Genomic DNA, 24,526 nt, shown 5'->3' with positions numbered 1-24,526 from the left:
GTTTTACAGAAGATTTTATCTTTGAAGTGATACTTATTAGACATTTTCTAAATAATTTCTATTAAATTTTATTCTTGTTTAACTTCTGTATTATTTTTGTTTTTTTATATTGTAAAATTATCATTTTTATATTTTTTTAATTTTTGAACATGAAACGTTCCTTATTGTGGTTGATGATATTGGGCACTATACAATTAAGTGTAGTAGCACAAGAAAAAAATTTTTGCGGAGCGCAGTTGTCGCAAGAACAAAGAGTGTGGTTAAAAAACTTTCAAAAAAAACCGGAAAGTTTTCGCTTAGATGAAATTCAATATGTACCCGTTCAGGTGCATAATATCGGAACTTCTGATGGTAAAATGCACTTTGCCATCACTTCTGTTTTGCAAATGATATGTGATTTGAATAAAAATTATGCCCCTTTAAATATTCAGTTTTTCTTGAATGATAACGATATTATTAAAGTCAATAATTCTACTTTTTATCAGCATACTTTTGGAGATACATTTGATATGATGCAATCGGGTGTAAGTAGTGCGGTAAATATATTTGTGGTAGATGACCCTGCGGGCAATTGCGGTTATTATTCGCCCTGGGGCGATGGCGTATCAGTGGCACAGAGTTGCTCGGCTACGGGTTCTTCTACGCTCACCCACGAGTTAGGGCATTATTTTTCTATGCCGCATACTTTTAATGGCTGGGAAGACCACACCCCCAGCGACCCGCCCTCTTCCTGGAGTATTGAAAATGTAGCCCGCTCCGGTCCTAATGCCAACTGCAACGATGCCGGCGATGGTTTTTGCGATACGCCCGCCGACTTTATCTCTGCCCGTTGGAATTGCCCCTATAATCAGGATTACGAAGACCCCACCGGAGAACCTTATCAGCCCGATGGCGAACTCTTTATGTCTTATTCTAACGATGCCTGCCAAACCTATTTCAGCAATCAACAAATACAAGCTATTAAAGCAAATCTGAATCAGGAAAGAAATTATTTGCTCAACAGCAACCAAGTATTACAATTTGATGATTTAATAGCATCTGCTTTGTATTATCCTGCCAATACGGATTCCAGTGTAGCTACTTCGGTAAAATTGCAATGGAAAGAAGTTCCTACCGCCAATCGCTACAATTTATATGTATATGCGCCTGCCATCGGCTACAAATTGGATATTCTCACCGACAATACTTCTTACAATTTGAGTGGTCTTGCGCCCAATACAAAATATTACTGGAAAGTAGCTGTATATAATGATGGTAATTTTTGCCCGCTTACTTCCAGTACCAACTTTTTTTATACTACGTCTGCTTCTCCCCTTCAACTTAGCAATCTTAATATAGACGAAATCGCCTGCAAAGGCGGCACAGGTGCTATTACCTTAAACATCGGCGGTGGCACTGCTCCTTATACCTACACTTGGAATGGCGAAGCCGGAACGAATACAAAAAATGATTTGACGGTGGGTGTATATCAGGTACAAGTGACTGATAATGAAGGCAATACACAACTTTTTAAAATCAATTTAGATGAGCCTGAAACCTTGCAGGCAAACGTGAGCCGCGACAGCAATAGTAAAAACCACCGTGTTGAAATCAGCGGCGGCACACCGCCTTATGTAATTCAATGGTCGAATGGTGCTACTGCCAAAGAAACGGAGTATGATTTTACCGGTAATCAGAGTGTTACTATTGCAGATGCCAAGGGCTGCACTTATGATGTGGCGTTTAAAGTAATTGATGCTCAGAATATTACCGTTAATCAGGTGTTGTGTGCGGGTAATGCGGAAGGCTCTATTTTCTTACAAAATATTCAGGGCGGCGCAGAGCCTTATACCATACAATGGTCAACTGGCAGCACCGATTCGGGTATTGCAAATTTAACGGCAGGTACTTACAGCGTAAGCGTTCAGGATAGCGAAAATACAAAGGTAGATTATCATTTTACCATCAGTGAACCCGCACCTTTGCAAGTAAATGTACAGTATAATGAAAGCAATAATCAACTTACGGCGAACATCAATGGCGGCGTTGCTCCTTATCAGGTGTTTTGGTCAAATGGTGTGATGGAAAATCCTGTAACATTGCCCGCCGGCGAATACTTTGCTTCGGTGTTAGATGCCAACGGCTGCGGATATAGCTCCGAAAGCGTGCTTATCAGTGGGCTTGCCGATAATAATATGGCAACTTGCATAAAAGTGACACCCAGCACCTTGCAACGCGGCGAAACCTTGTATCTGAACGCTTGCAATGACAGCAATCAAACTTTTGAACAAATGCGTGTTTTAAATATTTTGGGTAATGTTGTATATGAGCAGAAGAATATTGCCGCAGGTGCAAATTTTGCGCTCACCATTCCGGCTGTTTGGAGCAGTGGTTTGTATGTAATACAATTCAGTAATAAAAATATTTTACAAGCTGTAAAAATAATGGTGAAATAGAAATATTTATTCCGTTTTATTTTTTTTCATAAAGTTGAGAACTGCAAGTATGCGGTTCTCAACTTTATTTTTTTGTATCGCTACTCCAAACCTTCGCGCAGCAAATCGTGCAGGTGTATCATACCTACATATTTTTTATCCTGCACCACTATTATTTGATTGATATTATGATGCCGCAAAATATTCAGTGCCTCTGCCGCCATTGTGCCGTTTTCTATGGTTTTTGGCTGTTTATTCATAATATCCTCCGCCCGAAGTTGCAGCATTTCAACATTTAAACTACGCTCCAGCATACGCCGCACATCGCCATCGGTGATAATACCCGCCAAGATACCGTCTTCTTCTACTACCGCTACCGCCCCCAAACGTTTTGAAGATATTTCCACGATTACCTCCTGCAAAGAGGCAGTGGGCAATACCTGCGGCTTCGCCTGATGCCGATAAAAATCCTCTACTTTTAAATATAATTGCTTGCCCAAAGCACCCGCCGGATGATTGAAAGCAAAATCCTGCGGCGTAAAATGTTTTAAATCCTGCAAACACATCGCCAAGGCATCACCCATTGCCAATTGCGCCGTGGTACTGGCAGTGGGGGCTAAATTATTCGGACAGGCTTCGCGTTCTATTTTGGCAAGCAGCACGCAATCGGCATATTTGGCAAGATTAGAGTGTTCGTTGCTCACTATAGCAATGAGCAAGTTTCCGTTCCTTTTTAAAAAAGGAGCCAACGCCAGCAACTCCGCCGTAGAACCGCTTTTGGATATAGCAATGATAACGTCTTGTGCCTGCACCATTCCCAAATCGCCATGGAGTGCATCGGCAGCGTGCAGAAATGCCGCTACTGTACCGGTGGAGTTGAGTGTGGCTACAATTTTTTGAGCAATGATGGCACTTTTGCCCACCCCCGTAACAATGACCCGCCCTTTACATTCCGACAATAAATAGACAGCTTGCACAAAAGTTTCGCTAATTTGTTGTTTGAGATGTAAAATAGCGGCAGCTTCGGTTTCTATCGTCAGATAGGCACTTTGTAAAATACGCCGATGCAGTGTTGATAATACAGTTGTTGTCATAAAAAATATCGCCGTGTTGTACTCTTTTTCTTTTAAGAGCAAGGGCAAATTTACGACATTTTAAAGTGTATAATTTTTGTTTATCGTAGCAATTCAATAGTGGGCGACACCGCAACATTGCTTTCATTGCCTTTGCGGTCGTTCAGCCACACCGAAATAATGGCTTCTTCTGAAGCAACACTGCTATCCAACAAATTCATTTTTATCTGTACCTTCAAATCTCCTTCTATCGTTATTTTTTGGTCGGTTGGAGCTAAAGGCGGGATATAAAAACTTTTAATGTCGTTTTGCAAACGACTGTCGCTGATAAAAATAGTGTGTGCGGCGGTGTCGGTAGTACCCAAATCGCCGTCACCGTCAAAATAATGAATGAGCAATGTAAGCGAGTCGGTATCCACTTGCAATGGATTGGGAGTAGCTGCTTTTACCGATATATGTGGCTTATTGTTAAAAGGATCACCCGTAATATAAATATCTTCATCATTACTACAGGCTGTCAGCATCAATACACAACAACTGAAAATAATAAAAAAAATATGTACAGCCCTTATCTTCATAATTATACTTTATACTCATCTGTTATCTTTCACTATGAACGTTCCATTAAAAAATAAGGTTGCCTCCTGATTGAAAACATTTTGACTTTTTGACGTATCATAGATACACAACAACTCTTATGCAGAACAATAATATACTGTCTGTTTTAAATCAATTATATTTGTTCAATTTTTTAATATAAAATATATTTATTGCTTATGATGCGCTATTTTACTTTTCATTTCTTTGTATTTTTTGTATGCATATTCAGTAATATAAATGCAAATGCCCAAACTTGGTTCGATTTGACAGTACGGGCAGGTTGGGGACCTAATTTGCTCATCAACAAAAATGTTTTCAACGACAAAGATTATGTTTATCGTTTTTCGCACGGGTTTGACGTGGGCGGTAAATTTGGCTTGAATATCGGTGATGAAAATTCTGTGAGTATTGATGTAATGTCGTCAAAGTTTAGTCAGGATTTTTTGTATAAAAGCACCAATACTACTAAAACTTTCTCCTATCAATCTCTGGATATTGGCTTGCTTTACCGCAATCTCGATTTGGGAAGGTATGTAGAAATAGGTCCGGTGTATAGTATGATTGATGAAACTTATGTAAAAAAACAACATTTTGGCGTACTTTTCGGGCTGGGGCGTGCCTTGGTGGGCAACGACCGTTTTTCGCTCAATGCGGGGGTGCGTTTTAAATATTTATTTCAGGATATTTTAAACGATGAAGGAAAAAGCATTGACACTCCGGCTTATGTACCTTATCAAACTTATGAGCCTTATACGCCACTGTCTATGCGAGTAGTGCTGGAAGCAGATTGGGCAATCGGTATGATAGGAAAAAGCACTTGCTATAAAGGCAGACGTTTTATTATGTTTTAAGCAAAAAATTATTTTTCATCCTAATAAAAGCGATATAAAGCGGTTTTTTTTATAAATTTTCGGCTGTTATTATCGCTTTTTTTATCATTATTACCCATTTGTTTCAATGGAAATTAGCCGCCTGTACGAATTGTTTCTGCAATCCAAAGGTATTAGCACCGACACCCGCAATGTGCAGCCCCAACAATTATTTTTTGCGCTGCGCGGCACTCTGTTTGACGGCAACCGCTATGCCGCCGCCGCTTTGGAAAAAGGGGCATTGGCAGTGGTGGTTGATGATGCCGCCATTGCTGTTTCCGAACATTATATTGTGGTCAATGATACTTTGGCGGCTTTGCAAAATCTGGCAAATTATCACCGCCGCCGTTTTTCCATTCCTGTTTTGGCTATCAGCGGCTCCAACGGAAAAACAACGACCAAAGAATTGCTGAACGCCGTTTTGCGCACACGCTACCGCACCCACGCCACCGTGGGCAATCTCAACAACCATATCGGCGTGCCACTCACTTTGCTCGCTATGCCCACCGACTGCGAAATCGCTATTATAGAAATGGGCGCAAATCACGGCGGCGAAATTGCTCAACTCTGCCAAATTGTCGAGCCTACGCACGGTTTGCTCACCGGTATCGGCAAAGCACATTTGGAGGGTTTTGGAGGTATAGAAGGAGTGCAGCGCGGCAAAGGCGAATTATTTGAAGCAGTAAAAAACAAACAAGGTGTTTTATTTGTCAATAAAAACGACCGCCGCGTGTATGAATTGGCTCAACATTATGTGCCTTGCCTGCTGTATGGCAGCAGCCCTCATTGCCACATTCAAGGCGAAGTCGTCTCCGACAGCCCTAATAATGCTGCTGCTTTTTTACGGGTAAAATGGAAAAATTCTGCCGTATCGCACAGCGAACATCTCATTGAAACCCAACTTATTGGCGATTATAATTTGAATAATGTGTTGGCAGCCGTGGCGGTGGGGGTGCATTTTGGCGCAGATACGGCGCATATCAACGAAGCAATAGCTCAATATCAGCCCCAAAATCAACGCTCTCAATGGTTGGCGTTTAATGATAATCGCTATCAGATGGTGGTAGATGCCTACAATGCCAATCCTACGAGTATGAAAGCTGCTTTGGATAATTTTGCGCTCTTGCCGCACCCGCACAAAGCGGTATTATTGGGCGAGATGCTCGAATTGGGCGATTACAGCACAGAGGAGCATCAAAAAATTGTGGAACAACTTCAAACGATTCCTTTGGAGTATGTGGCGTTGGTTGGAGGTGGTTTTAAAAAATTGCCGCCTGTAGCCGGATTTCATATTTTTGAAAACAGCGACGAGGCGGCAAAGGACTTATTGAAGAAAAATTTTACTGAAATACTGATTTTATTGAAAGGCTCGCGCGGCAGCAAAATGGAAAAAGTATTGCAAGTTGTGCAGGCGCATTTTCAAGCATAAAAATATTCTTTTTTATTCCGGCATACCGTTTTCTATCCAGCACGAAATAGTTTTGAGCTTGGTATCGTCTAATTTTGAAGCACCTTGTGGCATTTTTTCGTAGCCTCGCAAGTGCTGCATACTTCCCATAAAGTCGTCGTCTTTGGCAACGGATTTTACGGCAGTGTAGGTACTCAAATCTTTGCCATCAGCTTTGGAAGTGGCGTTATGACAACCCGAATACGCACAGTGAGTATCCATTAAAGGTTTTACATCTGTAGTGTAGGTGGGCGTAAGTCCGGTGCAATCGTAGGTGAGGGGTTCTTTTTCGCAAGCAGCCAATAAAACGGCAAAGCAAGCCACCGCTAAGGATACGATTTTTTTGTTCATAAAATGATAAAATGATAATGATTTTGGGTGTTAATAAAAAGGTAAATTTACGTTTAAGTTATTGTTTGATAAATTTATAAACAAGCGGATAAACAGAAGTACTTTCGGTGTAGATTTTTACAAAATATATACCTGCCGTTAATTCTTTTACATCTATATATTGCTGATTATCAGTATTGTTATATATACCGCGTACTTTTCCGTTTATATCACAAATTTCGGCAAAAGTATAGAATCTTTGCGGTAAAACAATATATTCAGTGGCCGGATTTGGGCTTATTCCTATTTCTGTTGCCCAATCGTTGTGTGCATCGCCCAATACATCATATACCACTGTTTCTGTGTTGGTGTCAAATGCAATTACAGGCTCATTTTCTACTACAACTTCTATGGCTACGGAGCATTGTAGGGTATTATTCACAACGAAGGTGGCTTCATTGATAAGTTGCGGTGCATTTTGTTGTATATATTGGGCAGCATAATCGGGCAACTCTTCAAAAGGAATATCATTTTGTATGCCGGACGGCGGTATATAATATACCAAATCACCATATTCATCTACTTCCAATGTAGCACCATTGTTGAGCATAACCATGCTTTGACCAAAACACATATCTTCGGGTTGAGATTGTATCAAAATACTGTCTATTATTGCATTATCAAATAAATCTTCATAGATAAATTCCAAATAATCTTCATATTCTTGCATACATTGGTGGTATTGTTCATCTAAATAGTCTAAAGATTCGCTGCCAAACTCGCCTTGTAAATCGTAATACAACGTGGTGCTGTCGTTTAAAGAAACTGCTATCAGAGGGAGTATATTTTGAAAAACGACAATTTCGCCCGTGTTAATGTTGTCGTATCCCATTTGCTGCAATTGAAACTGAATATAATTGGGCAAATAAATAATGCCATTGAAGGAAGGAGTGGGTGCTTCGAAAAGCGGCTTACCACTGGCACTGATATTATACCATACGTTTTCCTCTGTATTTTCTAGCCAGAAATAAATATCGGAAAAATACTGCTGCACAAATACATCAATACTGTCTTCATCGTTCACTTCCCAAAAAATATTTACAAATTCTTCTATTTCTTCCGGCACATCGTCAAATTCTATTTGATAAAAATCAGGCTCTTCTGGCACAGGCGGCAGGTCGTATTCTATGGTAGATTGGGTATTGATATATACTTTTTTGATAGCATAATTGTTGGGTTTTTCGGGGTCTAATAAAGCTCCCGTTCCCCAGGTAATAATTACATTTTCTTGTAGAGCTACGTTGTTTTCGGTTGTAAAAAGCGGGTTTTGTACGGGCAAAAAACGCTGATAGGATACTGTTTGTCCGGGTAGCAAATACCTTTGTGCCAAAGGAATATCATAATTACTTTGACTAATGATGGTGGGGTCGGCGGGCGGCTCTTGGTTGCTGATAAAGTATTTAAGTGTGTATTCCGACAGTAGAACAGGGTCGCTGTCATTATTGCGCAGCGTAATATTCATCGGCACATCACAGCCCAAAGCGATGGTATCCGGCATTTCAAAAGATACTAACTCTATATCGGCAACGACCGGTTGAGCTGCACCGGAAACAATAAATCCGCATATTGCTATGCTTATTATTGCTATACGTTGTATTACACGAAATAAAAATCCTCGTTTCATTGTAATCATTTGTACGAAAAACATAAAAAATCCGGTATTGTAAAGAAAAATCAATAAATAAATGATATAAAATGAAATTGACAATGTAAAGGTATTGTAAAATTATATGATTTTTTATGTTTAAAAAATAAAATCTTACTTACTCAAACATTGTTTTTTTAAAATTTCTATATCTTTGTATAGTACATCAACGACTTTTTGTATGTTTTGTTGCTTTTGTTTTTCAGTAAAAAAAGAATTGTCGTGCATTTACTTTTTACTCATTAAAAAATTGTTTTTCATTTGTGTCAAAATATCATCTCACCGAAATTATACAGTCTTTAAACAAAGAAGAAATCAGGAATTTTAAACTTTTTTCGGCACGCCTCCAAAGTGGCAACGAACGCAACAAAACCGTTGTGCTGTTTGACAGCATCAAAACCGAAAACTTAGACGAATTCAGTGAAGAAATCACCCTGCGATTTTTTTCCGACAACAACAAAAATGCGTATTACCGCCTCAAAAACCGCCTCCTCGCCGATATTGAACAAAGTCTGCTGCTGCTGCACCACGACAAAGACGAAAAATATATCATCTACAACCTGATAGAAATTGCCAATATTTTTAAATATAAATCCAAATACGAACTCGCCCACCGCTATTTGCTCAAAGCCGAAAAAGAAGCACAGCACTCCGATTATGCCGACCTTTTAGATGTGGTGTATGGCGAAATTATCGCCCTCGCCAACGATTATTATAAGATAAATCCTGAAATTTATATTCAAAAAAGACAAAAAAAACCTCGAAAGCCAAATGGCAACCCAGCAGGCGCAATACCTGATTGCTACCTTGAATTATCGCCTCAAAAGTACCAACTTTGCTTTTCGTGAAGATGATTTGCGCTCCCTTTTAGACCAAATTCTGGCAGCTCTTGCCATTGATAAATCCGTTGCCCTGTCGCCTACCGTACAGTTTCAAATTCACGAAAGTATCCGCACCGACCTCCTTCAACGCAAAAATTTTGTCGCCTTAGAAGCCTATCTCATAGAGTCTTTGCAGCAGTTTCAGCAAAAAAAATTGTTCAGCGAAAAATTTTACGAAAAAATATTCGTGCTGCTCAATTGGATTATCAATGCTTCTGCCATTAATTTTAATTTTGAACAATCGCTCCATTATACGCACCTGCTCCACGAAGAACTTCAAAAACAAAACCGTAAGTATTATCCCAAATATGTGTGGGTATATCATCAAAGTTTGGTATTTAATTATTCCCTGCTCAACCGCAATGCCGACGTAATCCAACTGCTCAACGATATTCATAAAGACCCTTCGCTCACCGGACACAGTTTTTATGATGTTTTGAGCCACTTGAATCTGGCAGTGGCTTATTATAATCAAAACGACCTCAACAATGCGCTCAAAAGTTTGCTGCCTTTGCTTACCTCCGATGCTTACAACAATTTGTCTCCTACGATGCAATTAATTTTGGGTGTGGTGGAGTTGATTTTGCATTGTGAAAATAAGGATTTTCTGTATGTGGAGTCAAAAATTGCTGAACTCAAACGCCAATTCCGTAGCGAACTCAATAGCAAACAATATGAGCGCGAACAGTCTTTTTTGGCTATTTTGAAAATGATTGCTCGCGAAGCTGTTCCTTTTCAAAGCAAAAAAACCATTGAAAAATGTCAGGAATTTATTGATAAATCGCCGCCTTTTGAACCCGGCTCCAACGAAGCCATCAACTACAAATTGTGGCTGCAATCTAAACTCACCAAACAATCTTATTATCAATTAGTACTCAAAGCGGTGTGCCGTTAGCGACGTATAAAGCCCCGCTGCACGAGTCGCGGCGTGCTCCGGTCACCGATGCCAGCACATTGTTGTCGCCACGCAAACGCAGCACCGCCATCAATGCCATTGTCAGGGCTTCTTTGAATTTTATCGTTTTTTCGTCCGGTATTTCTACTTCGCATAAGCCCACACATTGCGCCGCAATACGCTCGCTCAAAAACGTATTGAAAGCACCGCCGCCGGTGAGCAACAAACGGTCGGTGGCGACAAAGTTTGTGGTATTTTCGCGCTCTTGTATTTGCAGCACGCTGTTTTTTATCTGTATGGCGATGTGTTCGCAAAAAGTGCGCAACTTATCTGGCGTAGAGGTATCTTCCGCTTCTAGCAGCTTTTGCGCTATGCGCTGCACCCAATCATTGCCCAAACTTTTGGGATAAGGCTGCTGCAAAAAACGAAGGCTGTTGAGTTTATCCAACCAAAACGTTTGCAGCGCACCACTGCGAGCCAATGCACCGCCCGCATCAAAGGGCATATTTTGTGTTTGCGCGAGGCGGTCTAATACGCCATTGCACGCACTTACATCAAAAGCTACAATAGCGGCGGTGGTTTTTGCGGAAATGTTGGCAATGCCGCCCAAATTAAGGCAATAACGATATGGCGCAAACAACAAGCGGTCGGCGATGGGAACTATGGGTGCACCCTGACCGCCCAGAGCTACATCTAAAGTACGAAAATCGCAAACCGTAGCAATGGCGGCGGCGGCGGCAAGTGCAGCACCGCAGCCGATTTGAGCCGTGAGCTGCTGCGCCGGTGCGTGGAAAATAGTGTGACCATGCGAGCCGATAACCTGTGGCTCAAGGTGATGCTGCCGGATAAAATCAGCAGCGATTTCGCCCAAAAAATGCCCGAAATAAGTATGGGTTTTATGAAAAACGACAGCACTTTGTTCGGGCAAATGCAACAAACGGGTGTGCCATACAGACGGCAAAGGTACGCACTCGGCAAGCGGTATTTCAAAAGTCCATTGCCCGTGCGCATCAACCGAAAATTCACAATAAGCCACATCAATGCCGTCCAAAGAACTGCCCGACATCAAGCCCAAAGCGCGGTAGGATAAAGTAGAGGAAGAAGATTGCACCTGTTTTAAAAAAAGTGTGAATAGTTTGGGATTAAAGGTGAAAAAGTAAAATTATAAAATATTTTGAACAAATAGTCTAATTTGCGTTAAACAAATGTTAGTGTTCATTTTATTCAATTAGCCAACCCTCTTTTATTAGTTTGATTTCGTCTTTGTCGATGAATGAACTTTCTATCCAGTTACTATTTTTATATTCAAAACATAAGTATCCGCCGCCGGAACTTCTATGAACATTTTTAATGCTTTCAAATATATAATTCACTTCAATTTTCAGAACATCTCCAATTAAAGGTTCATAATCCTCAAATTGGTTTGATGAGTTTATTAAACTGAGTACTGTTTAATTGGTAACTTGATTAGTAATTCTTTCAGATGACATTATTACACGACCATGATTTGTTGTCTGTTCTAAATCCTTTGTAGTTCTAAAAATCGTCCATTTAATCCTTTTTGATTGGTATTCTTCAAGAAAAATCTTGTCATTTTTCTTTTATTCCTATTTCGGAATCTTTGTTGGACGGGGAAGTAATTTTTATTTCTAAATTCCATAAAATTATTGAGACGTTGTGTTTAAAATGGCACTTAACTATCACATACCCGCACAGCGTATATTTTCTTATTATCCGACTGAATAAGATATTTTTAATTTTCCTACTCTACAAAGTCGCAACACCCTCAAATATACAAGCATTTTTTTGATGATGATTTCTTTGCCAAGCCCCACAAATTTCTATGTATCATCATAAAAAAAACTAAAATTGCCTAAATTGTATCCGTGTTTGTATATATCTTCTTTTTTAAAACAGATTTAGAACATCTCTTGATAAAATGATGATTTTATTGTTCAATTTTGCAACGTAACTGTTCAGTTTTTATAAAAATATTTTTTTCATCTGTCCGCTTTATATATTTGAGTATGAACCTCCGCGACCTCAAACGCCGCTATCGCCAAACGCTTGCTTTACACTACACACCTTCCGAAATTGAACAGATTACGGCGTGGGTTTTGGAAGAAACCTTACAATTGCCCAAAATAGACCTTTTGCTCAATCCTTTGCGCAGCATCAGCGAGCCGGAAAATCAACGTTTGTCGGGTATTTTGGAGCAGTTGCAGGCGCATCGCCCCATACAATATATTTTGGGCAAAGCCGAATTTGGCGGTTTGGTATTGGAGGTCAATGAAGCCGTATTAATTCCGCGCCCCGAAACCGAAGAATTGTTGTACTGGATATTAGAAACCGCCACCACCGACCACCATATAAGCCGTATTTTGGACATCGGCACAGGCAGTGGTTGCTTGGCGTTGGCTCTTCAACAGCACTTGCCGCAGGCGCAGGTGCTTGCCACCGACAGCAGCGAGACGGCTTTGGCGGTGGTGCGTGCCAATGCCGCACGGCTGAATTTGCCGGTGGAGGCAGTACAAAACGACATTTTGACACAAGCCGAAATGCTCAAAGGCAATTTTGACATCATCGTGAGCAACCCACCTTATATTCCGCATAGCGAGGAGTATTTAATGCCGCCGCAGGTACTCAATTATGAGCCGTATATGGCTTTATTTGTACCCGATCATCAGCCTTTAATTTTTTACGAGCATATCAGCCGTTTTGCCTGCCGCCATCTCAGGCAAGGGGCTTATTTGTTTTTTGAAGTCAATGAATATCGCGCTGATGCGGTGGTGCAATTGCTTCAAAAGATGGGCTTTGATGATGTTGTTCTGAAACAGGATATGCAACAAAAACCCCGCATGGTTCGGGCGCAATGGCAGGGTTGATGTGTATTGTATTATTATTTTACAGAGAACAACTGTACCTTAAAAGTGTATTCTTTTTGGGCAGTGCTGATGTGTAAAATATAAATACCTTCGCTCAGAGTGCCTTGCTCTATGGAATAAACTCCGTTCGGAATATTGTTTTCTTCGCGTGCCAGTTGCCCTAATACGTCAAAAATGCGCAATTTTGCGTTTTCAGTGTCTATTAATTTAATCTGCACGCCATTGCTTTTGGTGTTTGGATTGAGGTATAATGATACGCTTTCTTCGCAAAATTCATTTATCGTTACACTCAAAGGTGCATTGGATACATTGTGTACAGTTCCGCTGTTGTCCACCCATAAAATCTGATAATATTGTTGGCAAATTTCGGCGGGCTGGGTATCGCTGAATGTGTAGGTATTGGCAGCAGTGCCGCTCAAAGTTTGCAGTGTATCTATAGAAGTGAAGTTGATGGAGTCGGTAGAAGTTTGAATAACATAATAATCTACGGTTGTTTCGTTACTGCCCGTCCAAGTGATGAGGGCGGTGGCATTGTCGGTTGAAGCGGCATTGACATTAGAAAATACAGGCGGCGTATCAGAGTTAGATGGGTCTTTGCAAATATCGGCGGGCATGTGGAGGGTGTTTTTATTGTTGGTAGTAAGGTCTAATATTTCAATGTCGTAGATGCTGTCTTCGGGTGCAGTGGCAGTAGGCCAGATAACAGTGGCAATAGCTCCGCTGGGCTGTGCATTGGGATTTGGCACTACATTTACATTTTCTCCGTGCAGCGATACCTGATAGTTGCCACTGCCCTCATTAATGAAAACAATAATAGTAGTAGTACCTGTCGGGTCGTCGCAAACGGTGTTGTAGTCGGATAAAATGATGGTTTTTACACAGTCTTCGGATATTTCTATATTCACAGATTCGTTGGTTTCGGCATCTATAACGGATAAATAGTTTACATTCGTACCATCAGACAATAAACCCGGAATTTGCAATAATCCTTGATTGGGGTTATCGGGGTGGGTGGGTACATTTTCGGGGTCGCCGCCATCTAAACTATATAAATATTCGCCGCTACCGCCACTGATAACCGCTATATAAGTAAAAGTGTTAGTATTTTCGTCACATTCTGTAGTAGAATCCACTATTAAGTTTTGGGCTTGCATACCTACGGCTGCAAAAAAACACAGTAAGTACGTCAAAATTTTTTTTATCATATAGATTTTATAATTTTTAAGAAATAATACAATGAATCCCCTTTTACAAATGCATTTATAATTTTTAAAAAATTGATAAGGGTGCGAATAATAATAATGTGCTTTTTTATCAAAAAAAAACAAAATATTCTAAATCAATGCTTTATAAAAAAACATAGCAAAAGTATCTACAAGAACTTATTGATAATGTCACAAATATACAGGTTTCATTTACTGCTGTCTTTATTTTGGCGATTTTATATTTTTTTTAACTCATTTTCACACAGTTGTATTTAATCTATTATTTCTTGGTTTTCTTCCTCCGTTAACAGTGTATCATTGCTGCGGCGCAACGGAAATTGTTGTACTTTCGGATTGATTAAATCTATATTTTTCATTCGGGTTTCTGTCCATTTTCGCTCTTTCGGAATGGAGTCGTTGATGTATTTTTCCATCATCAAGCTCGCAATAGGTGCGGCAAATTCTGCTCCAAAACCGCTATTTTCTACTACTACTGCAATGGCAATTTTAGGGTCTTGGCGCGGTGCAAACCCAATAAAAAGGGAGTGGTCTTTGCCGCCCGGATTTTGTGCTGTTCCCGTTTTTCCGCATATTCCCAAGTCTTTGTTGTAAATACCCGTCCAGTTATAATCTACCACCATCGCCATGCCTTCTATCACCGACCATATATTTTCTACTTTGGACTGCACCATATTACGAACTGCATAAATACTTTTATCTCCTAATAGTTTTTTATGATTTTTTACAACATGCGGATAAAAATAAGAGCCTTTATTCGCAATAATGGATACATAATTGGCTAATTCAAGCGGTGTCACCGTTAATTCGCCCTGCCCAATGCCTAACGAAATAATCGTAGTAGCTCCCCAACGGCGTTTGCCTCCATATAACTTGGTGTAATACGCCGAACTTGGAACATTGCCTACTACAGCATTGGGTAAATCTACTTTTATGGATTTACCGATACCGAAATTATTCAAATATAACCCCCAATTGTCTAAGGCTTCTGAGGGCGAGTTGTAACGGGGGTTTTCAATAATATTGCGGAAAGTTTGCCAAAAATAAGGGTTGCAGGATTCTTTGATGGCTTGCTGAATGTTGCGTGCCGAATAGTGGGAGTGGGAACAACGAAGCCACTTGTTGCCTACCCGATAGCCGCCACCACAAGGAAATCCGGTGTTGGGTGTAATTACCCCCTCATCTAAAGCTATCAGTCCCACTAAGGGCTTTAGTGTAGAACCCGGCGGGTATTTGGCTTGCAAAGGACGATTAAACAAAGGTTTGTGCGGGTGTCTTTCCAAATCTCTGAAATGACCGCCCCGCTCGCGCCCCGTGAGCAAATTGGGGTCGTAGGTGGGACTGCTCACCAAAGCCAGAATTTCGCCGCTGCTCGGCTCTATAGCTACAATGGCACCGCGTTTATTTTGCATCAGTGCTTCGCCATATTCCTGCAATACAATATCCAAAGTAAGCTGCAAATCTTTTCCGATTTCTACATCTCTGTCTAATTGTCCGTTTTTAAAAGTTTTTTTCTCCCGATTCAATACATCTACCACCACATAGCGTTCACCTTTTATGCCGCGCAACTCATTTTCATAGTTTTTTTCGATACCGCTCACTCCCACAAAATCGCCCATATCGTAATATTGTGAAGTATCTAATTCCTGCTGGCTTACCTCGCCCAAATACCCCAATACATGGGCTGCACTATGATACGGATAATTGCGCATCGTGCGAACCTGTGCCCGAAAACCCGAAAACTGATATAAATATTCTTGTATGGAAGCGTATTGGTCGGGTGTAATGTTGGATAAAAAAACAGAGGCTTTGTGGCGCGAGTATTTTTTTGCCTTCTGCATAATATCTGTAAAATCATTTGGCGCAATGCCCAGCAAACGACAGAATTTCAGCGTATCTATGTTTTTTACCTTTGACGGGATAACCTCCAACTCATATACCGGAATATTCTCTACCAGCAACAGCCCTTCGCGGTCGCTGATATTGCCGCGCGAAGGATATATTGTTATTTTTTTTACTGCATTGTTATCCGCTAATTCCTGATAGGTTTCGTCCATCACCTGCATCCAAAACAAACGCGAGATGAGTATCAACGCTGCCAAGGAAAAAACAGCGATGATGATATATTGCCTGTTTTTATCTGAATTGCTCACCGTTTGTAAATGTAGAAAAAAAACAAAAACTTAGCTGTTATAATATGTTGTTGTTTGCTGAAATTGCAAAAATACACTCTTGCCGTATAAACGTGGGATATACTCAAAAAATTTGCTTCGGTCAGCATTTTTTTTCGGTGAATAAAATTACAAAAAAACTCCCTTAAGCCCGACAGCCAAAGGGAGTTTTTTAATATTTATATCAGCAAAAAAAACGAAACTATTGCGATTTTTTTGTGAATTTTTTCTCCTTGATGCGCGCGTCTTTTCCTTTGGCTTCGCGCAAATAAAATAAGCGTGCACGGCGCACTTTACCTCTTTTATTTACTTCTATTTTGTCGATATTCGGGGAGTACATCGGAAAAATACGCTCTACTCCGATACCACTCGATACTTTGCGCACCGTAAAGGTTTGTGTGTGGCTGCCTTTTGAGCCTTTTATTTGTATCACATCGCCGCGAAACATCTGGATACGCTCTTTGCCGCCTTCGATGATTTTGTAATATACCGAAATATTATCACCAGATTTAAAATCGGGGTGTGAAGTCGTAGGTGCTAAACTTTTATTGACAAAATCAGTGTGAGATAAAGTTACTTCCGAACCTTCTTTGACTATTTTTAGGGATTCCATATATCCGAAATTTTATATGCTGAATAAAGAATTGAGGTGCAAAGGTAAATATTTTATTTATCAGTAAAAATTTTTTACAAAAAATAATGTATCTTTTTTGTGATGTGTTGTAAAATGTGCATTTATTCGTATCAATACGGCTCTTATTTCTGATTTCTTTTGCCAAAGTACAACTTATTTTGCAGGACAGCCCGACAATATTATCGTGATACTCTTCGTTGTTGGTATCCGAATAACTTTATTATTTTTGCCTGATAACAACTCTCCCTTTTTTTATGTCTGCTGCTGCTCAACGTTTTATCTATCGCGACATCGCTTGGCTGGCTTTTAATGAAAGAGTGCTTCAGGAAGCCGAAGACCCCACCGTGCCTATTTTGGAGCGGGTGAAGTTTTTGGGTATTTTTTCTAATAACCAAGATGAATTTTATCGGGTGCGCGTGGATTATTTGAAAAAAATGAGCAAATTGGGTGCCGAAGCAAATGTGTTTTTTAACAGCCACCCCCGCGAACTCCTCGAAGCGGTGCAGGCAATAGTATTGAGGCTGCGCGATCGCTTTGAAAAAGCGTTTAAGCAAATTGTGGAAGAACTCGAAAAGCATAATATAGTTATGCTCAACGAAACTCAACTTAATGCCGAGCAGGGAGCTTTTGTAAAAAGTTATTTTCAGGAAAAAGTGCGACCTACTTTGTTTCCGATTATGCTCGCCGAAAAACGACAATTCCCCGAACTCAAAGACCAAACCATCTATTTAGCCATTCGCTTAATCAAGCACCTTGACAACGGTAATACCGTCAAACATTATTCCGCCCTTGAAATTCCTATCCATGTGCCGCGATTTTTGGTGCTGCCCGCCGCTCCAAAACAGCATTGTATTATTTTGTTAGATGATGTAATCCGCTACAATATTGATGCTATGTACAGCATTTACGATTTTGATTATGCCGAAGCATACACCATCAAAGTAACACGCGGCGCAGAATTGGATATTGACAACGATATTTTGCTCAACTTGCTCGAAACCCTCAAAAGCAGCCTCAAAAGACGCGAAACCGCCGACCCCACCCGCTTGGTTTTTGACAAACAAATGCCCGAAGATTTTAAGCAGTTTGTTATCAAAAAAATGAAACTCAAAAAATTAGATGCTATTATTTCCGGCGGACGCTACCACAATTTCAAAGATTTTATCAAATTTCCGCCGCCGCCGCACAGCTCTCACCTCAAATATCCGCCACTTCCCACGCTGCCGCACCCTTATTTGCACAGCAAACGCAGCATTATGGCAGTATTGCGCCAAAAAGATATACTGCTATCTTTTCCTTACCAATCTTTTACTTATTTTCTCGACCTATTGCGCGAAGCCGCCATTGACCCGCACGTTACCGCTATTTATTCTACTTATTACCGCGTGGCGCAGCTATCCAATGTAATGGGTGCTTTGATTAATGCTGTACAAAATGGCAAGAAAGTAGTCGTTATTGCAGAGTTGCAGGCACGATTTGACGAAGAAGCAAATATTTATTGGGCGGATAAATTAAAGGCATCGGGCGTACAGGTGATTTATGGCGTAAAAGGACTGAAAGTACACGCCAAAGTGGTATTGATAGAGCGCAAAGAACACAATAATGAAGAAGCCTTTGTCGGCATCAGTACGGGTAATTTCAACGAAGCTACTTCTTCTATTTATGCCGACCACATGCTGATGACCTCGCAGCGCGATATTTGCAGAGAAGTACAGAAATTGTTTGAATTTTTTGAAGATAATATGTCCTTGTATAGTTTTCATTTCAAACATTTGTGGGTAGCTCCTTTTTCGTTGCGCAACGAATTTAACAAACTGCTCGCCAAAGCCGTTAAAACAGCTAAAAGCGGAAAAAATGTTTCTATCACACTCAAAGTAAATAGTTTGGTTGATGAAAATATTATCAAAAAACTATACGAAGCCAACGCCGCCGGTGTGAAAATTCGGCTGATGGTACGCAGCATTTGCTCCCTTGTGCCACAACAAAAATTCAGTAAAAATATACAGGCTTTCGGGCTGCTGGATAATTTTTTGGAGCACGCTCGCATGTATCATTTCAATATCAACGGCGAAAATCATATCTATATCGGCTCGGCGGATTTAATGCGGCGCAATTTAGACAATCGTATAGAAGTAATGTGCCCTATCAAAAACCCCGATTTGCAACAACATATTATAGAGGTACTTGAAATAGAATGGCGCGATAACATCAAGGCGCGTATCTGGAATAAAGAACTCAGCAACGAATATAAAAAAAGAAAAAATAACGAAAAATCAATGCGTGCTCAACAGGAATTATACAAATTTTTTGAAACCTTTTATACAAAAAATATCTCCGAAAACCCTGCTTTATCAACAAAAATACATAGTATGTAACTTTTTGGCAGCCTTTACAGTCTCAATTGCTGAACTTTTTGAAAAAATGTTGGTTTAAAATATTGCCATACTTTTAAATACTTTAAAAAAGATAATTGTGTTTGATAACGCTCCCGATTATCTATTATTTATATCTCTTTTTTTTATAAAAATTATTTGTCGCTGCCTTTACCCTTCGCTAAAATTTTTATATTTTTATTTTATTCATCAATGACACCACCGCTTCCATCTTCCAATACTATCCAGCCCGACAATGATACGCTAAAGCCTTTACATCATACTTTAGAACAATTTGAATCTTTGGGCGATGCACATTTCTCAGGTAATGCGGGCATTGCTCTGCGTGCCGATGCTTTTGAGTGCAGTGATGATGAAAAAATAAATATCATAGCGCATCATTTTAAGGCAATTATGGAAACGCTCGGTTTGGATTTGCAAGACGACAGCCTCGCCGGAACACCTTATCGTGTGGCTAAAATGTATGTGAAGGAAATATTTTCAGGTATCAATCCCGATAATCGCCCGAAAATTACTTTGTTCAATAATCACTACGCCTATCAGCACATGCTCGTAGAAAAAAATATCACTTTCCATTCTACCTGCGAGCATCATTTTGTACCTATTCAGGGCAAAGCACATATCGCTTATTTCCCGAACGGAAAAGTGGTGGGTTTGTCAAAAATTAATCGCTTGGTGCAGCACTATGCCCGACAGCCACAAGTACAGGAGCGTTTGACGATGCAACTGCTTCACGAATTTAAAACAGCTCTCCAAAGTGAAGATGTGGCAGTACTCATCAATGCCGACCACCTCTGTGTGCAAGCACGCGGCGTGCAGGATATTGCCAGCAGCACCGTGACCGCACAATACAGCGGTAAGTTTTTGGAAGATGCCGTACAGCAGGAATTTTTGCGACATGTGTATGCTGTATAAATAAAAAATACTCAAAAACATATTATTGATTTTCTTGTCAGGAAAAATAAATACTAAAAAAGTGGCAGTGCAATAGCTCTACCGCTTTTTTAGTATGTTTGCACTTGATATGTCTATCATTTCTATTTCTGCCGCCGACCGCCTGACGGCTCTGCAACAAATTTTTGAAGCTTATTTCCGTCAGCAATCTTTTGTCCGCGAGCCACTCCATTTGTACCAACCCATTGATTATATGCTCGGCTTAGATGCCAAGCGGGTGCGTCCTTTGGCTTGCCTCATCGCCGCCGCCGATGAACCCTTGCCGCCACCCACTTTGCCGGCAGCATTGGCGATTGAGTTGTTTCATAATTTTACGCTGCTGCACGATGATATTATGGACAAGTCGGATTTGCGACGCGGACAGCCTACCGTTTTTAAACAATATGGCACGAATACCGCTATTTTGTCGGGCGATGCCTTGTTGGTGCTGGCATATACTTATCTGCAACAAAGCGCAGAGCATTTATTGCCCGTTTTACTGAAAATATTTAACAAAGCAGCTTTAGAAGTATGCGAAGGGCAGCAGTTGGATATGGATTTTGAAACACAAAATCTTATCAGCGAAGCGGCGTATCTGCGTATGATTGAATTAAAAACAGCCGTACTTTTGGCGGCGAGTTTTGAAATAGGTGCGTATTGCGGAGGTGCTACTGCCACTCAAGCCAAACACTGGTACAATTTCGGATTGAACTTGGGCATCGCTTTTCAAATTCAAGATGACTACTTAGACAGCTACGGCGATGCAAAAAATTTCGGAAAACCCATCGGCGGTGATATTCTCAACAACAAAAAAACACTTCTTTTTATCAAAGCCTGCGAAAATGCCACTCCCGCTCAATTACAAAAAATATTGCAACTCTACAGCACAGGAGGCAATGAGCCAGCAGCACCTGAAAAAATTGAGCAAGTGAAAAATTTATACCGACAAACCGAAGCCGATACCGCCTGCCGCCACTACTACGAACAATATCATCGGCAGGCAGCGCAGGCATTAGAAGCCCTGCAATTGCCGAGCCGCCATCTGGAACTTGCACAACTGCTGATGGAGCGTTTGCTGCACCGCCAAAAATAAATTATAATGCGATGTGTCGCGGCGTTCCGTCTTTTTCGCCCGAAATTTTTAAAGAACTCATCAATACCCTGCACACTCAAAAACAAACAATTCCAAAAGTGTATCGAATTACCTCTAACCTTGAACCGCCCAACTTTGTCAAAGTTTCACAAATTGTTTATCGCTGCTCAACGCACAATGCTGAATTTGGTAGCGGTGCCGCCTTCGGCTTTTACAAAGTACAACCCCGACTGCCAGCCGCTTACATCTAGGCTGTTGCTCCCCGCTTTGCAGGGTGATGCGGCTTTGTAATTGTTGCTTGATGTTGTAGATGTACGCCACTGTCGGCGGCGCACCCCTCCATTCTATGCTTATCCTGTCTTGGGCGGGGTTGGGCGAGATGTTGAAAATGCTGCCATCATTTATTTCGTTGATGCCCACTACCTGACCTCCGCAAATACAATCAAATGAAACTATATCATTGATGGTAGATGGATTGCCGTCATTACAAGAAAATGAAGTATAGGTAAATAACTCAGGGCAATAACCGATACATACACAAGAATCACTCAAATGATCCATTATGGTGTTGGGGTTGCCGTCATCACAAGCATAGCCGATGTTAGACAATAAATCAGGGCAAGAATAAAACTTACCGATACATTCGCAATTTTCCGTTACTTTATCTTTATAAGTAAGCGGGTTGCCGTCATCGCAGTTGTCGCCAATATTGAGGAGCAAATTGGCACACTCATAAGGCGTACCGATGCAGGTGCAAGTATCTGTTACTATATCGTCATAAGTAAGGATTCCCATCGTCACAAGCAAAACCTATGCTATTTTGCAAATCAGGACACTCATATTCCCCTACACAAGTGCAATCGCTCAACACGGTATCGTTGTAGGTGACGGGGTTGTGGTCGTCACAAGCATCGCCATAGTCTTGTTGTTGCCACAAACAGGGGTATAAGTAGGTGCTATCCGTACCCAAGGCGCAGGTGTTGCCGTGCTGGTCGAATTTTACTACCCACGAAGTTTGCGGCGAACTATACTGAAAGCCACAAACGATAATACCGTTATCCGGCGTTTTTTCTATGTCGTACCAGTAGTTTTGAGCAGTGGAGTCTAAGGTCATTCCTTTTTGCCACAATACCTCAAAGGTGCTACTGTCTAATTTCATGAGTAGAGGAAAAACTGTTTCGTCATCTTCATGGAATTTACCCAAGAAATTTCCGTCGTTTAAACGAATTAACTTAGGCGAAGCAGTATATAAAGACCCTTTGTCGGGTACATCATTTCTAATTTCCCAAAGGGGTTCGGGGTTGTTGTAGCGGTATTCGGCAAAATAAAACTGATAATCATAATAATTAGGGTCATCCTCCCAGGGTCGGGTGGTTGTTGCGTGCGCCAAAAAGGTGCTGTCTGTATAGGGAAATACTTGCCCCCCTCCACTGAAGTACCCTAATAAACCTACTTCCCGTTGCCATTGTATATTACCCAAGCTATCGGTTTTTATGAATAGTGTTAAATATGTCTTATCTGATGTTATTGTTATTGGCTGCTCCCTTATTACCTGCCCCCCATTATAAAACCACCATCGGGAGATTTAAAACATTCGGTGATTTGTGTATGTTCCGCATCTTCTCCGTAGCGTTGTTGCCACAGGATATTGCCCAAAGTGTCGGTTTTCATTAGGATTCCTTTCGTGGTTACTTCATCATAGATATTGCCATACAAGATATAACCATCCGTTTGTTCCCCAATGTAGTTGACATACAGTTTTTGTATTTCCGATATTGTTTTTTCCAAAGCATATTGCCATCTTTATCCACACAAGCCAATTCTGTTAGTTTGTTATCATCTCCAAAAGTATAGCGATAAGTTAATAAAAAATCGCCATTCTGTTTGCGTAGCAACACATTAGAACTTGTAGGCAAACCTACCGTAGTATCGGCAAACTGGGTGGTCACGATGTCTTTTTCCAGAGGGTATTGCCGTGTAGGTCTATTTTGTGCAGGTAGATGTGGTCTTTGATGTTGTCGATATCGGCGAGAGTGATACTGCCATCTGCTGTGCCACTCAGGCGCGAGCCGGCGAGCAGGTAGCCATCGGGCATATTTTCTATACAAAAAGTAGTGATACCCGAGCCGTTAGAGACGTATTCATTGGGGTAGGTTTTGTTAAAAAAAACCATCGTGTCGTTTTGGGCTTGGGAGCATCGGCAGTCCAATAAACCCAATAGCAGCATCGCTATAAAGAGGGAAAGGGGGCGCATATTGTTGTTGTTTTTTGTTGTTGATAGGATAATAAAATGGCATAAAACAGCACCAAGGTGAGAATACCTTGATGCTGTTGAAGAGTGGGCAAAAATTTAGTAGCGTATCAATATTCGGGCTGTGCTGCTGCCCGCAGTGCGATACCAATAGGTGCCCGCGGGCAGGTGGCTCAAATCGAGGTAGCCGCCCGCTACTATATCACTGCTATGCACCAAGTGGCCTAAGGTATTATACATCAACAAAGTGCCTGTGCCACTGCATTGCACGCTGCCGGTGGTGGGGTTGGGTAGTAGTAAAGCTGTCACCGCCTCCATATTTGCTCCGTTTAGCTGTGTTTTGGGTGCGGGCGGCACGGCTTCTACAATAGGGGAGGGTTTTTTGAATAGGCGTTGCCATTGAACTCTGCCATAAAAGCCTTTGCCAAGGCACCCATATAGCCGGCATTGTTGTTGCTCAGATTTTGCACGGTGCTCAGGTGCAGGTTGTAGCTTTGTGTAGTGGTGGCTTGCTCCAAGTTTTTGGCTGCCAGCAGCAAGCCTCACAAAATCCCCTTCGCTCGGAGGCAGTGCATTGAGGGTGCTGCTCATTTGGCTGTAGTTTTGGTTTGCCAATAGAGCAGAGCCAAATTCTGAAAAGCCCAAGTATTGCCCACACATTCCAAAGCACCCACGAGGTTTTCGAGGTCATTGTTTTTGAGCCAGGTATCCCACTGCGCCAAGCCCAAG

General features: G+C 41.1%; 22 protein-coding genes. 9 read left to right on the top strand and 13 right to left on the bottom strand.

The window, feature by feature from the left end:
* Positions 1-149 precede the first annotated feature (149 nt).
* Entirely contained in the window at positions 150-2,435 is a 2,286-nt protein-coding gene (locus IPL35_12250) for a hypothetical protein (GenBank protein MBK8444133.1), read from the top strand.
* An 80-nt stretch (positions 2,436-2,515) separates the two neighbouring features.
* Here the strand turns inward: IPL35_12250 and IPL35_12245 are convergent, their stop codons facing one another.
* Positions 2,516-3,508 carry a KpsF/GutQ family sugar-phosphate isomerase gene (locus tag IPL35_12245; protein ID MBK8444132.1) on the bottom strand — a complete coding sequence of 331 codons (993 nt, stop codon included), beginning with the start codon at positions 3,506-3,508 and terminating at the stop codon, positions 2,516-2,518.
* A gap of 80 nt (positions 3,509-3,588) precedes the next feature.
* Positions 3,589-4,011, bottom strand: coding sequence for a hypothetical protein (locus tag IPL35_12240; protein ID MBK8444131.1), 423 nt, complete (start codon positions 4,009-4,011; stop codon positions 3,589-3,591).
* Positions 4,012-4,263: 252 nt separating this feature from the next.
* Between IPL35_12240 and IPL35_12235 the strand changes: the two genes are divergently transcribed.
* Positions 4,264-4,938 (top strand): hypothetical protein, encoded by a 675-nt coding sequence (locus IPL35_12235; protein MBK8444130.1) that lies wholly within the window; start codon positions 4,264-4,266, stop codon positions 4,936-4,938.
* A gap of 106 nt (positions 4,939-5,044) precedes the next feature.
* Positions 5,045-6,385 carry a UDP-N-acetylmuramoyl-tripeptide--D-alanyl-D-alanine ligase gene (locus IPL35_12230; protein ID MBK8444129.1) on the top strand — a complete coding sequence of 447 codons (1,341 nt, stop codon included), beginning with the start codon at positions 5,045-5,047 and terminating at the stop codon, positions 6,383-6,385.
* Between the two features lie 12 nt (positions 6,386-6,397).
* On the opposite strand, the gene IPL35_12225 is transcribed toward IPL35_12230, so the two are convergent.
* Together IPL35_12225 and IPL35_12220 are read right to left on the bottom strand one after the other, a co-directional pair.
* Positions 6,398-6,754, bottom strand: coding sequence for a hypothetical protein (locus IPL35_12225; GenBank protein MBK8444128.1), 357 nt, complete (start codon positions 6,752-6,754; stop codon positions 6,398-6,400).
* Between the two features lie 58 nt (positions 6,755-6,812).
* Positions 6,813-8,417 carry a T9SS type A sorting domain-containing protein gene (locus IPL35_12220; GenBank protein ID MBK8444127.1) on the bottom strand — a complete coding sequence of 535 codons (1,605 nt, stop codon included), beginning with the start codon at positions 8,415-8,417 and terminating at the stop codon, positions 6,813-6,815.
* Between the two features lie 284 nt (positions 8,418-8,701).
* On the opposite strand from IPL35_12220, the gene IPL35_12215 reads away from it, so the two are divergent.
* Positions 8,702-9,286, top strand: a complete 585-nt coding sequence (locus tag IPL35_12215; GenBank protein MBK8444126.1) for a hypothetical protein — start codon at positions 8,702-8,704, stop codon at positions 9,284-9,286.
* Positions 9,210-10,214 (top strand): hypothetical protein, encoded by a 1,005-nt coding sequence (locus IPL35_12210; GenBank protein MBK8444125.1) that lies wholly within the window; start codon positions 9,210-9,212, stop codon positions 10,212-10,214. The genes IPL35_12215 and IPL35_12210 overlap by 77 nt, the downstream gene beginning before the upstream one ends.
* On the opposite strand, the gene IPL35_12205 is transcribed toward IPL35_12210, so the two are convergent.
* Positions 10,195-11,325, bottom strand: a complete 1,131-nt coding sequence (locus tag IPL35_12205) for an anhydro-N-acetylmuramic acid kinase (GenBank protein MBK8444124.1) — start codon at positions 11,323-11,325, stop codon at positions 10,195-10,197. The two genes, IPL35_12210 and IPL35_12205, sit on opposite strands and share 20 nt — an antisense overlap.
* A gap of 916 nt (positions 11,326-12,241) precedes the next feature.
* On the opposite strand from IPL35_12205, the gene prmC reads away from it, so the two are divergent.
* Positions 12,242-13,099: a peptide chain release factor N(5)-glutamine methyltransferase gene (prmC, locus tag IPL35_12200; protein MBK8444123.1), complete on the top strand. Its 858-nt coding sequence runs from the start codon at positions 12,242-12,244 to the stop codon at positions 13,097-13,099.
* Between the two features lie 14 nt (positions 13,100-13,113).
* Here the strand turns inward: prmC and IPL35_12195 are convergent, their stop codons facing one another.
* The 3 genes from IPL35_12195 to rplS form a co-directional block, all read right to left on the bottom strand.
* Positions 13,114-14,289: a T9SS type A sorting domain-containing protein gene (locus IPL35_12195; GenBank protein MBK8444122.1), complete on the bottom strand. Its 1,176-nt coding sequence runs from the start codon at positions 14,287-14,289 to the stop codon at positions 13,114-13,116.
* Positions 14,290-14,576: 287 nt separating this feature from the next.
* The gene (gene mrdA / locus IPL35_12190; GenBank protein MBK8444121.1) at positions 14,577-16,475 is read right to left on the bottom strand and encodes a penicillin-binding protein 2; all 1,899 of its coding nucleotides are present in this window, start codon (positions 16,473-16,475) and stop codon (positions 14,577-14,579) included.
* Positions 16,476-16,695: 220 nt separating this feature from the next.
* Entirely contained in the window at positions 16,696-17,106 is a 411-nt protein-coding gene (gene rplS, locus IPL35_12185) for a 50S ribosomal protein L19 (GenBank protein ID MBK8444120.1), read from the bottom strand.
* Positions 17,107-17,381: 275 nt separating this feature from the next.
* On the opposite strand from rplS, the gene ppk1 reads away from it, so the two are divergent.
* The 3 genes from ppk1 to IPL35_12170 all read left to right on the top strand — a co-directional run bounded on the left by ppk1 (position 17,382) and on the right by IPL35_12170 (position 21,546).
* The gene (gene ppk1 / locus IPL35_12180) at positions 17,382-19,502 is read left to right on the top strand and encodes a polyphosphate kinase 1 (GenBank protein MBK8444119.1); all 2,121 of its coding nucleotides are present in this window, start codon (positions 17,382-17,384) and stop codon (positions 19,500-19,502) included.
* Positions 19,503-19,712: 210 nt separating this feature from the next.
* Positions 19,713-20,435 carry a GTP cyclohydrolase I FolE gene (gene folE, locus IPL35_12175; GenBank protein ID MBK8444118.1) on the top strand — a complete coding sequence of 241 codons (723 nt, stop codon included), beginning with the start codon at positions 19,713-19,715 and terminating at the stop codon, positions 20,433-20,435.
* A 94-nt stretch (positions 20,436-20,529) separates the two neighbouring features.
* On the top strand, positions 20,530-21,546 hold the full coding sequence (locus IPL35_12170; protein ID MBK8444117.1) for a polyprenyl synthetase family protein: 1,017 nt from the start codon (positions 20,530-20,532) through the stop codon (positions 21,544-21,546).
* Positions 21,547-21,684: 138 nt separating this feature from the next.
* Here IPL35_12170 and IPL35_12165 read toward each other — a convergent pair whose 3' ends face one another.
* The 5 genes from IPL35_12165 to IPL35_12145 form a co-directional block, all read right to left on the bottom strand.
* Complete coding sequence (locus tag IPL35_12165; protein ID MBK8444116.1) at positions 21,685-22,347, bottom strand: hypothetical protein; 663 nt, start codon at positions 22,345-22,347, stop codon at positions 21,685-21,687.
* Positions 22,322-23,026, bottom strand: coding sequence for a hypothetical protein (locus IPL35_12160; GenBank protein ID MBK8444115.1), 705 nt, complete (start codon positions 23,024-23,026; stop codon positions 22,322-22,324). Before IPL35_12160 ends, IPL35_12165 begins: the two co-directional genes overlap by 26 nt.
* 208 nt (positions 23,027-23,234) lie before the next feature.
* A complete protein-coding gene (locus IPL35_12155; GenBank protein MBK8444114.1) occupies positions 23,235-23,495 on the bottom strand; it encodes a hypothetical protein in 261 nt (86 codons plus the stop codon).
* Positions 23,492-23,800, bottom strand: a complete 309-nt coding sequence (locus IPL35_12150) for a hypothetical protein (protein ID MBK8444113.1) — start codon at positions 23,798-23,800, stop codon at positions 23,492-23,494. The genes IPL35_12155 and IPL35_12150 overlap by 4 nt, the downstream gene beginning before the upstream one ends.
* A gap of 96 nt (positions 23,801-23,896) precedes the next feature.
* A complete protein-coding gene (locus tag IPL35_12145) occupies positions 23,897-24,388 on the bottom strand; it encodes a T9SS type A sorting domain-containing protein (GenBank protein ID MBK8444112.1) in 492 nt (163 codons plus the stop codon).
* Between the last annotated feature and the right edge of the window lie 138 nt (positions 24,389-24,526).

It is taken from the genome of Sphingobacteriales bacterium (genome assembly GCA_016711285.1).
Classification (GTDB): Bacteria; Bacteroidota; Bacteroidia; order Chitinophagales; family UBA2359; genus JADJTG01.
Note: the sequence above shows the minus strand (reverse complement) of the source record. Positions and strands in the feature narration are given on the sequence as shown.

What these genes read in the sequence shown, in the direction of transcription:
- IPL35_12250 (MBK8444133.1), top strand. Translation starts at nt 150, where the DNA reads ATGAAACGTTCCTTATTGTGGTTGATGATATTGGGCACTATACAATTA.
- IPL35_12245 (MBK8444132.1), bottom strand. Translation starts at nt 3,508, where the DNA reads ATGACAACAACTGTATTATCAACACTGCATCGGCGTATTTTACAAAGT.
- IPL35_12240 (MBK8444131.1), bottom strand. Translation starts at nt 4,011, where the DNA reads ATGCTGACAGCCTGTAGTAATGATGAAGATATTTATATTACGGGTGAT.
- IPL35_12235 (MBK8444130.1), top strand. Translation starts at nt 4,264, where the DNA reads ATGATGCGCTATTTTACTTTTCATTTCTTTGTATTTTTTGTATGCATA.
- IPL35_12230 (MBK8444129.1), top strand. Translation starts at nt 5,045, where the DNA reads ATGGAAATTAGCCGCCTGTACGAATTGTTTCTGCAATCCAAAGGTATT.
- IPL35_12225 (MBK8444128.1), bottom strand. Translation starts at nt 6,754, where the DNA reads ATGAACAAAAAAATCGTATCCTTAGCGGTGGCTTGCTTTGCCGTTTTA.
- IPL35_12220 (MBK8444127.1), bottom strand. Translation starts at nt 8,417, where the DNA reads ATGAAACGAGGATTTTTATTTCGTGTAATACAACGTATAGCAATAATA.
- IPL35_12210 (MBK8444125.1), top strand. Translation starts at nt 9,210, where the DNA reads ATGGCAACCCAGCAGGCGCAATACCTGATTGCTACCTTGAATTATCGC.
- prmC (MBK8444123.1), top strand. Translation starts at nt 12,242, where the DNA reads ATGAACCTCCGCGACCTCAAACGCCGCTATCGCCAAACGCTTGCTTTA.
- rplS (MBK8444120.1), bottom strand. Translation starts at nt 17,106, where the DNA reads ATGGAATCCCTAAAAATAGTCAAAGAAGGTTCGGAAGTAACTTTATCT.
- ppk1 (MBK8444119.1), top strand. Translation starts at nt 17,382, where the DNA reads ATGTCTGCTGCTGCTCAACGTTTTATCTATCGCGACATCGCTTGGCTG.
- folE (MBK8444118.1), top strand. Translation starts at nt 19,713, where the DNA reads ATGACACCACCGCTTCCATCTTCCAATACTATCCAGCCCGACAATGAT.
- IPL35_12170 (MBK8444117.1), top strand. Translation starts at nt 20,530, where the DNA reads ATGTTTGCACTTGATATGTCTATCATTTCTATTTCTGCCGCCGACCGC.
- IPL35_12150 (MBK8444113.1), bottom strand. Translation starts at nt 23,800, where the DNA reads ATGCGCCCCCTTTCCCTCTTTATAGCGATGCTGCTATTGGGTTTATTG.
- IPL35_12145 (MBK8444112.1), bottom strand. Translation starts at nt 24,388, where the DNA reads ATGAGCAGCACCCTCAATGCACTGCCTCCGAGCGAAGGGGATTTTGTG.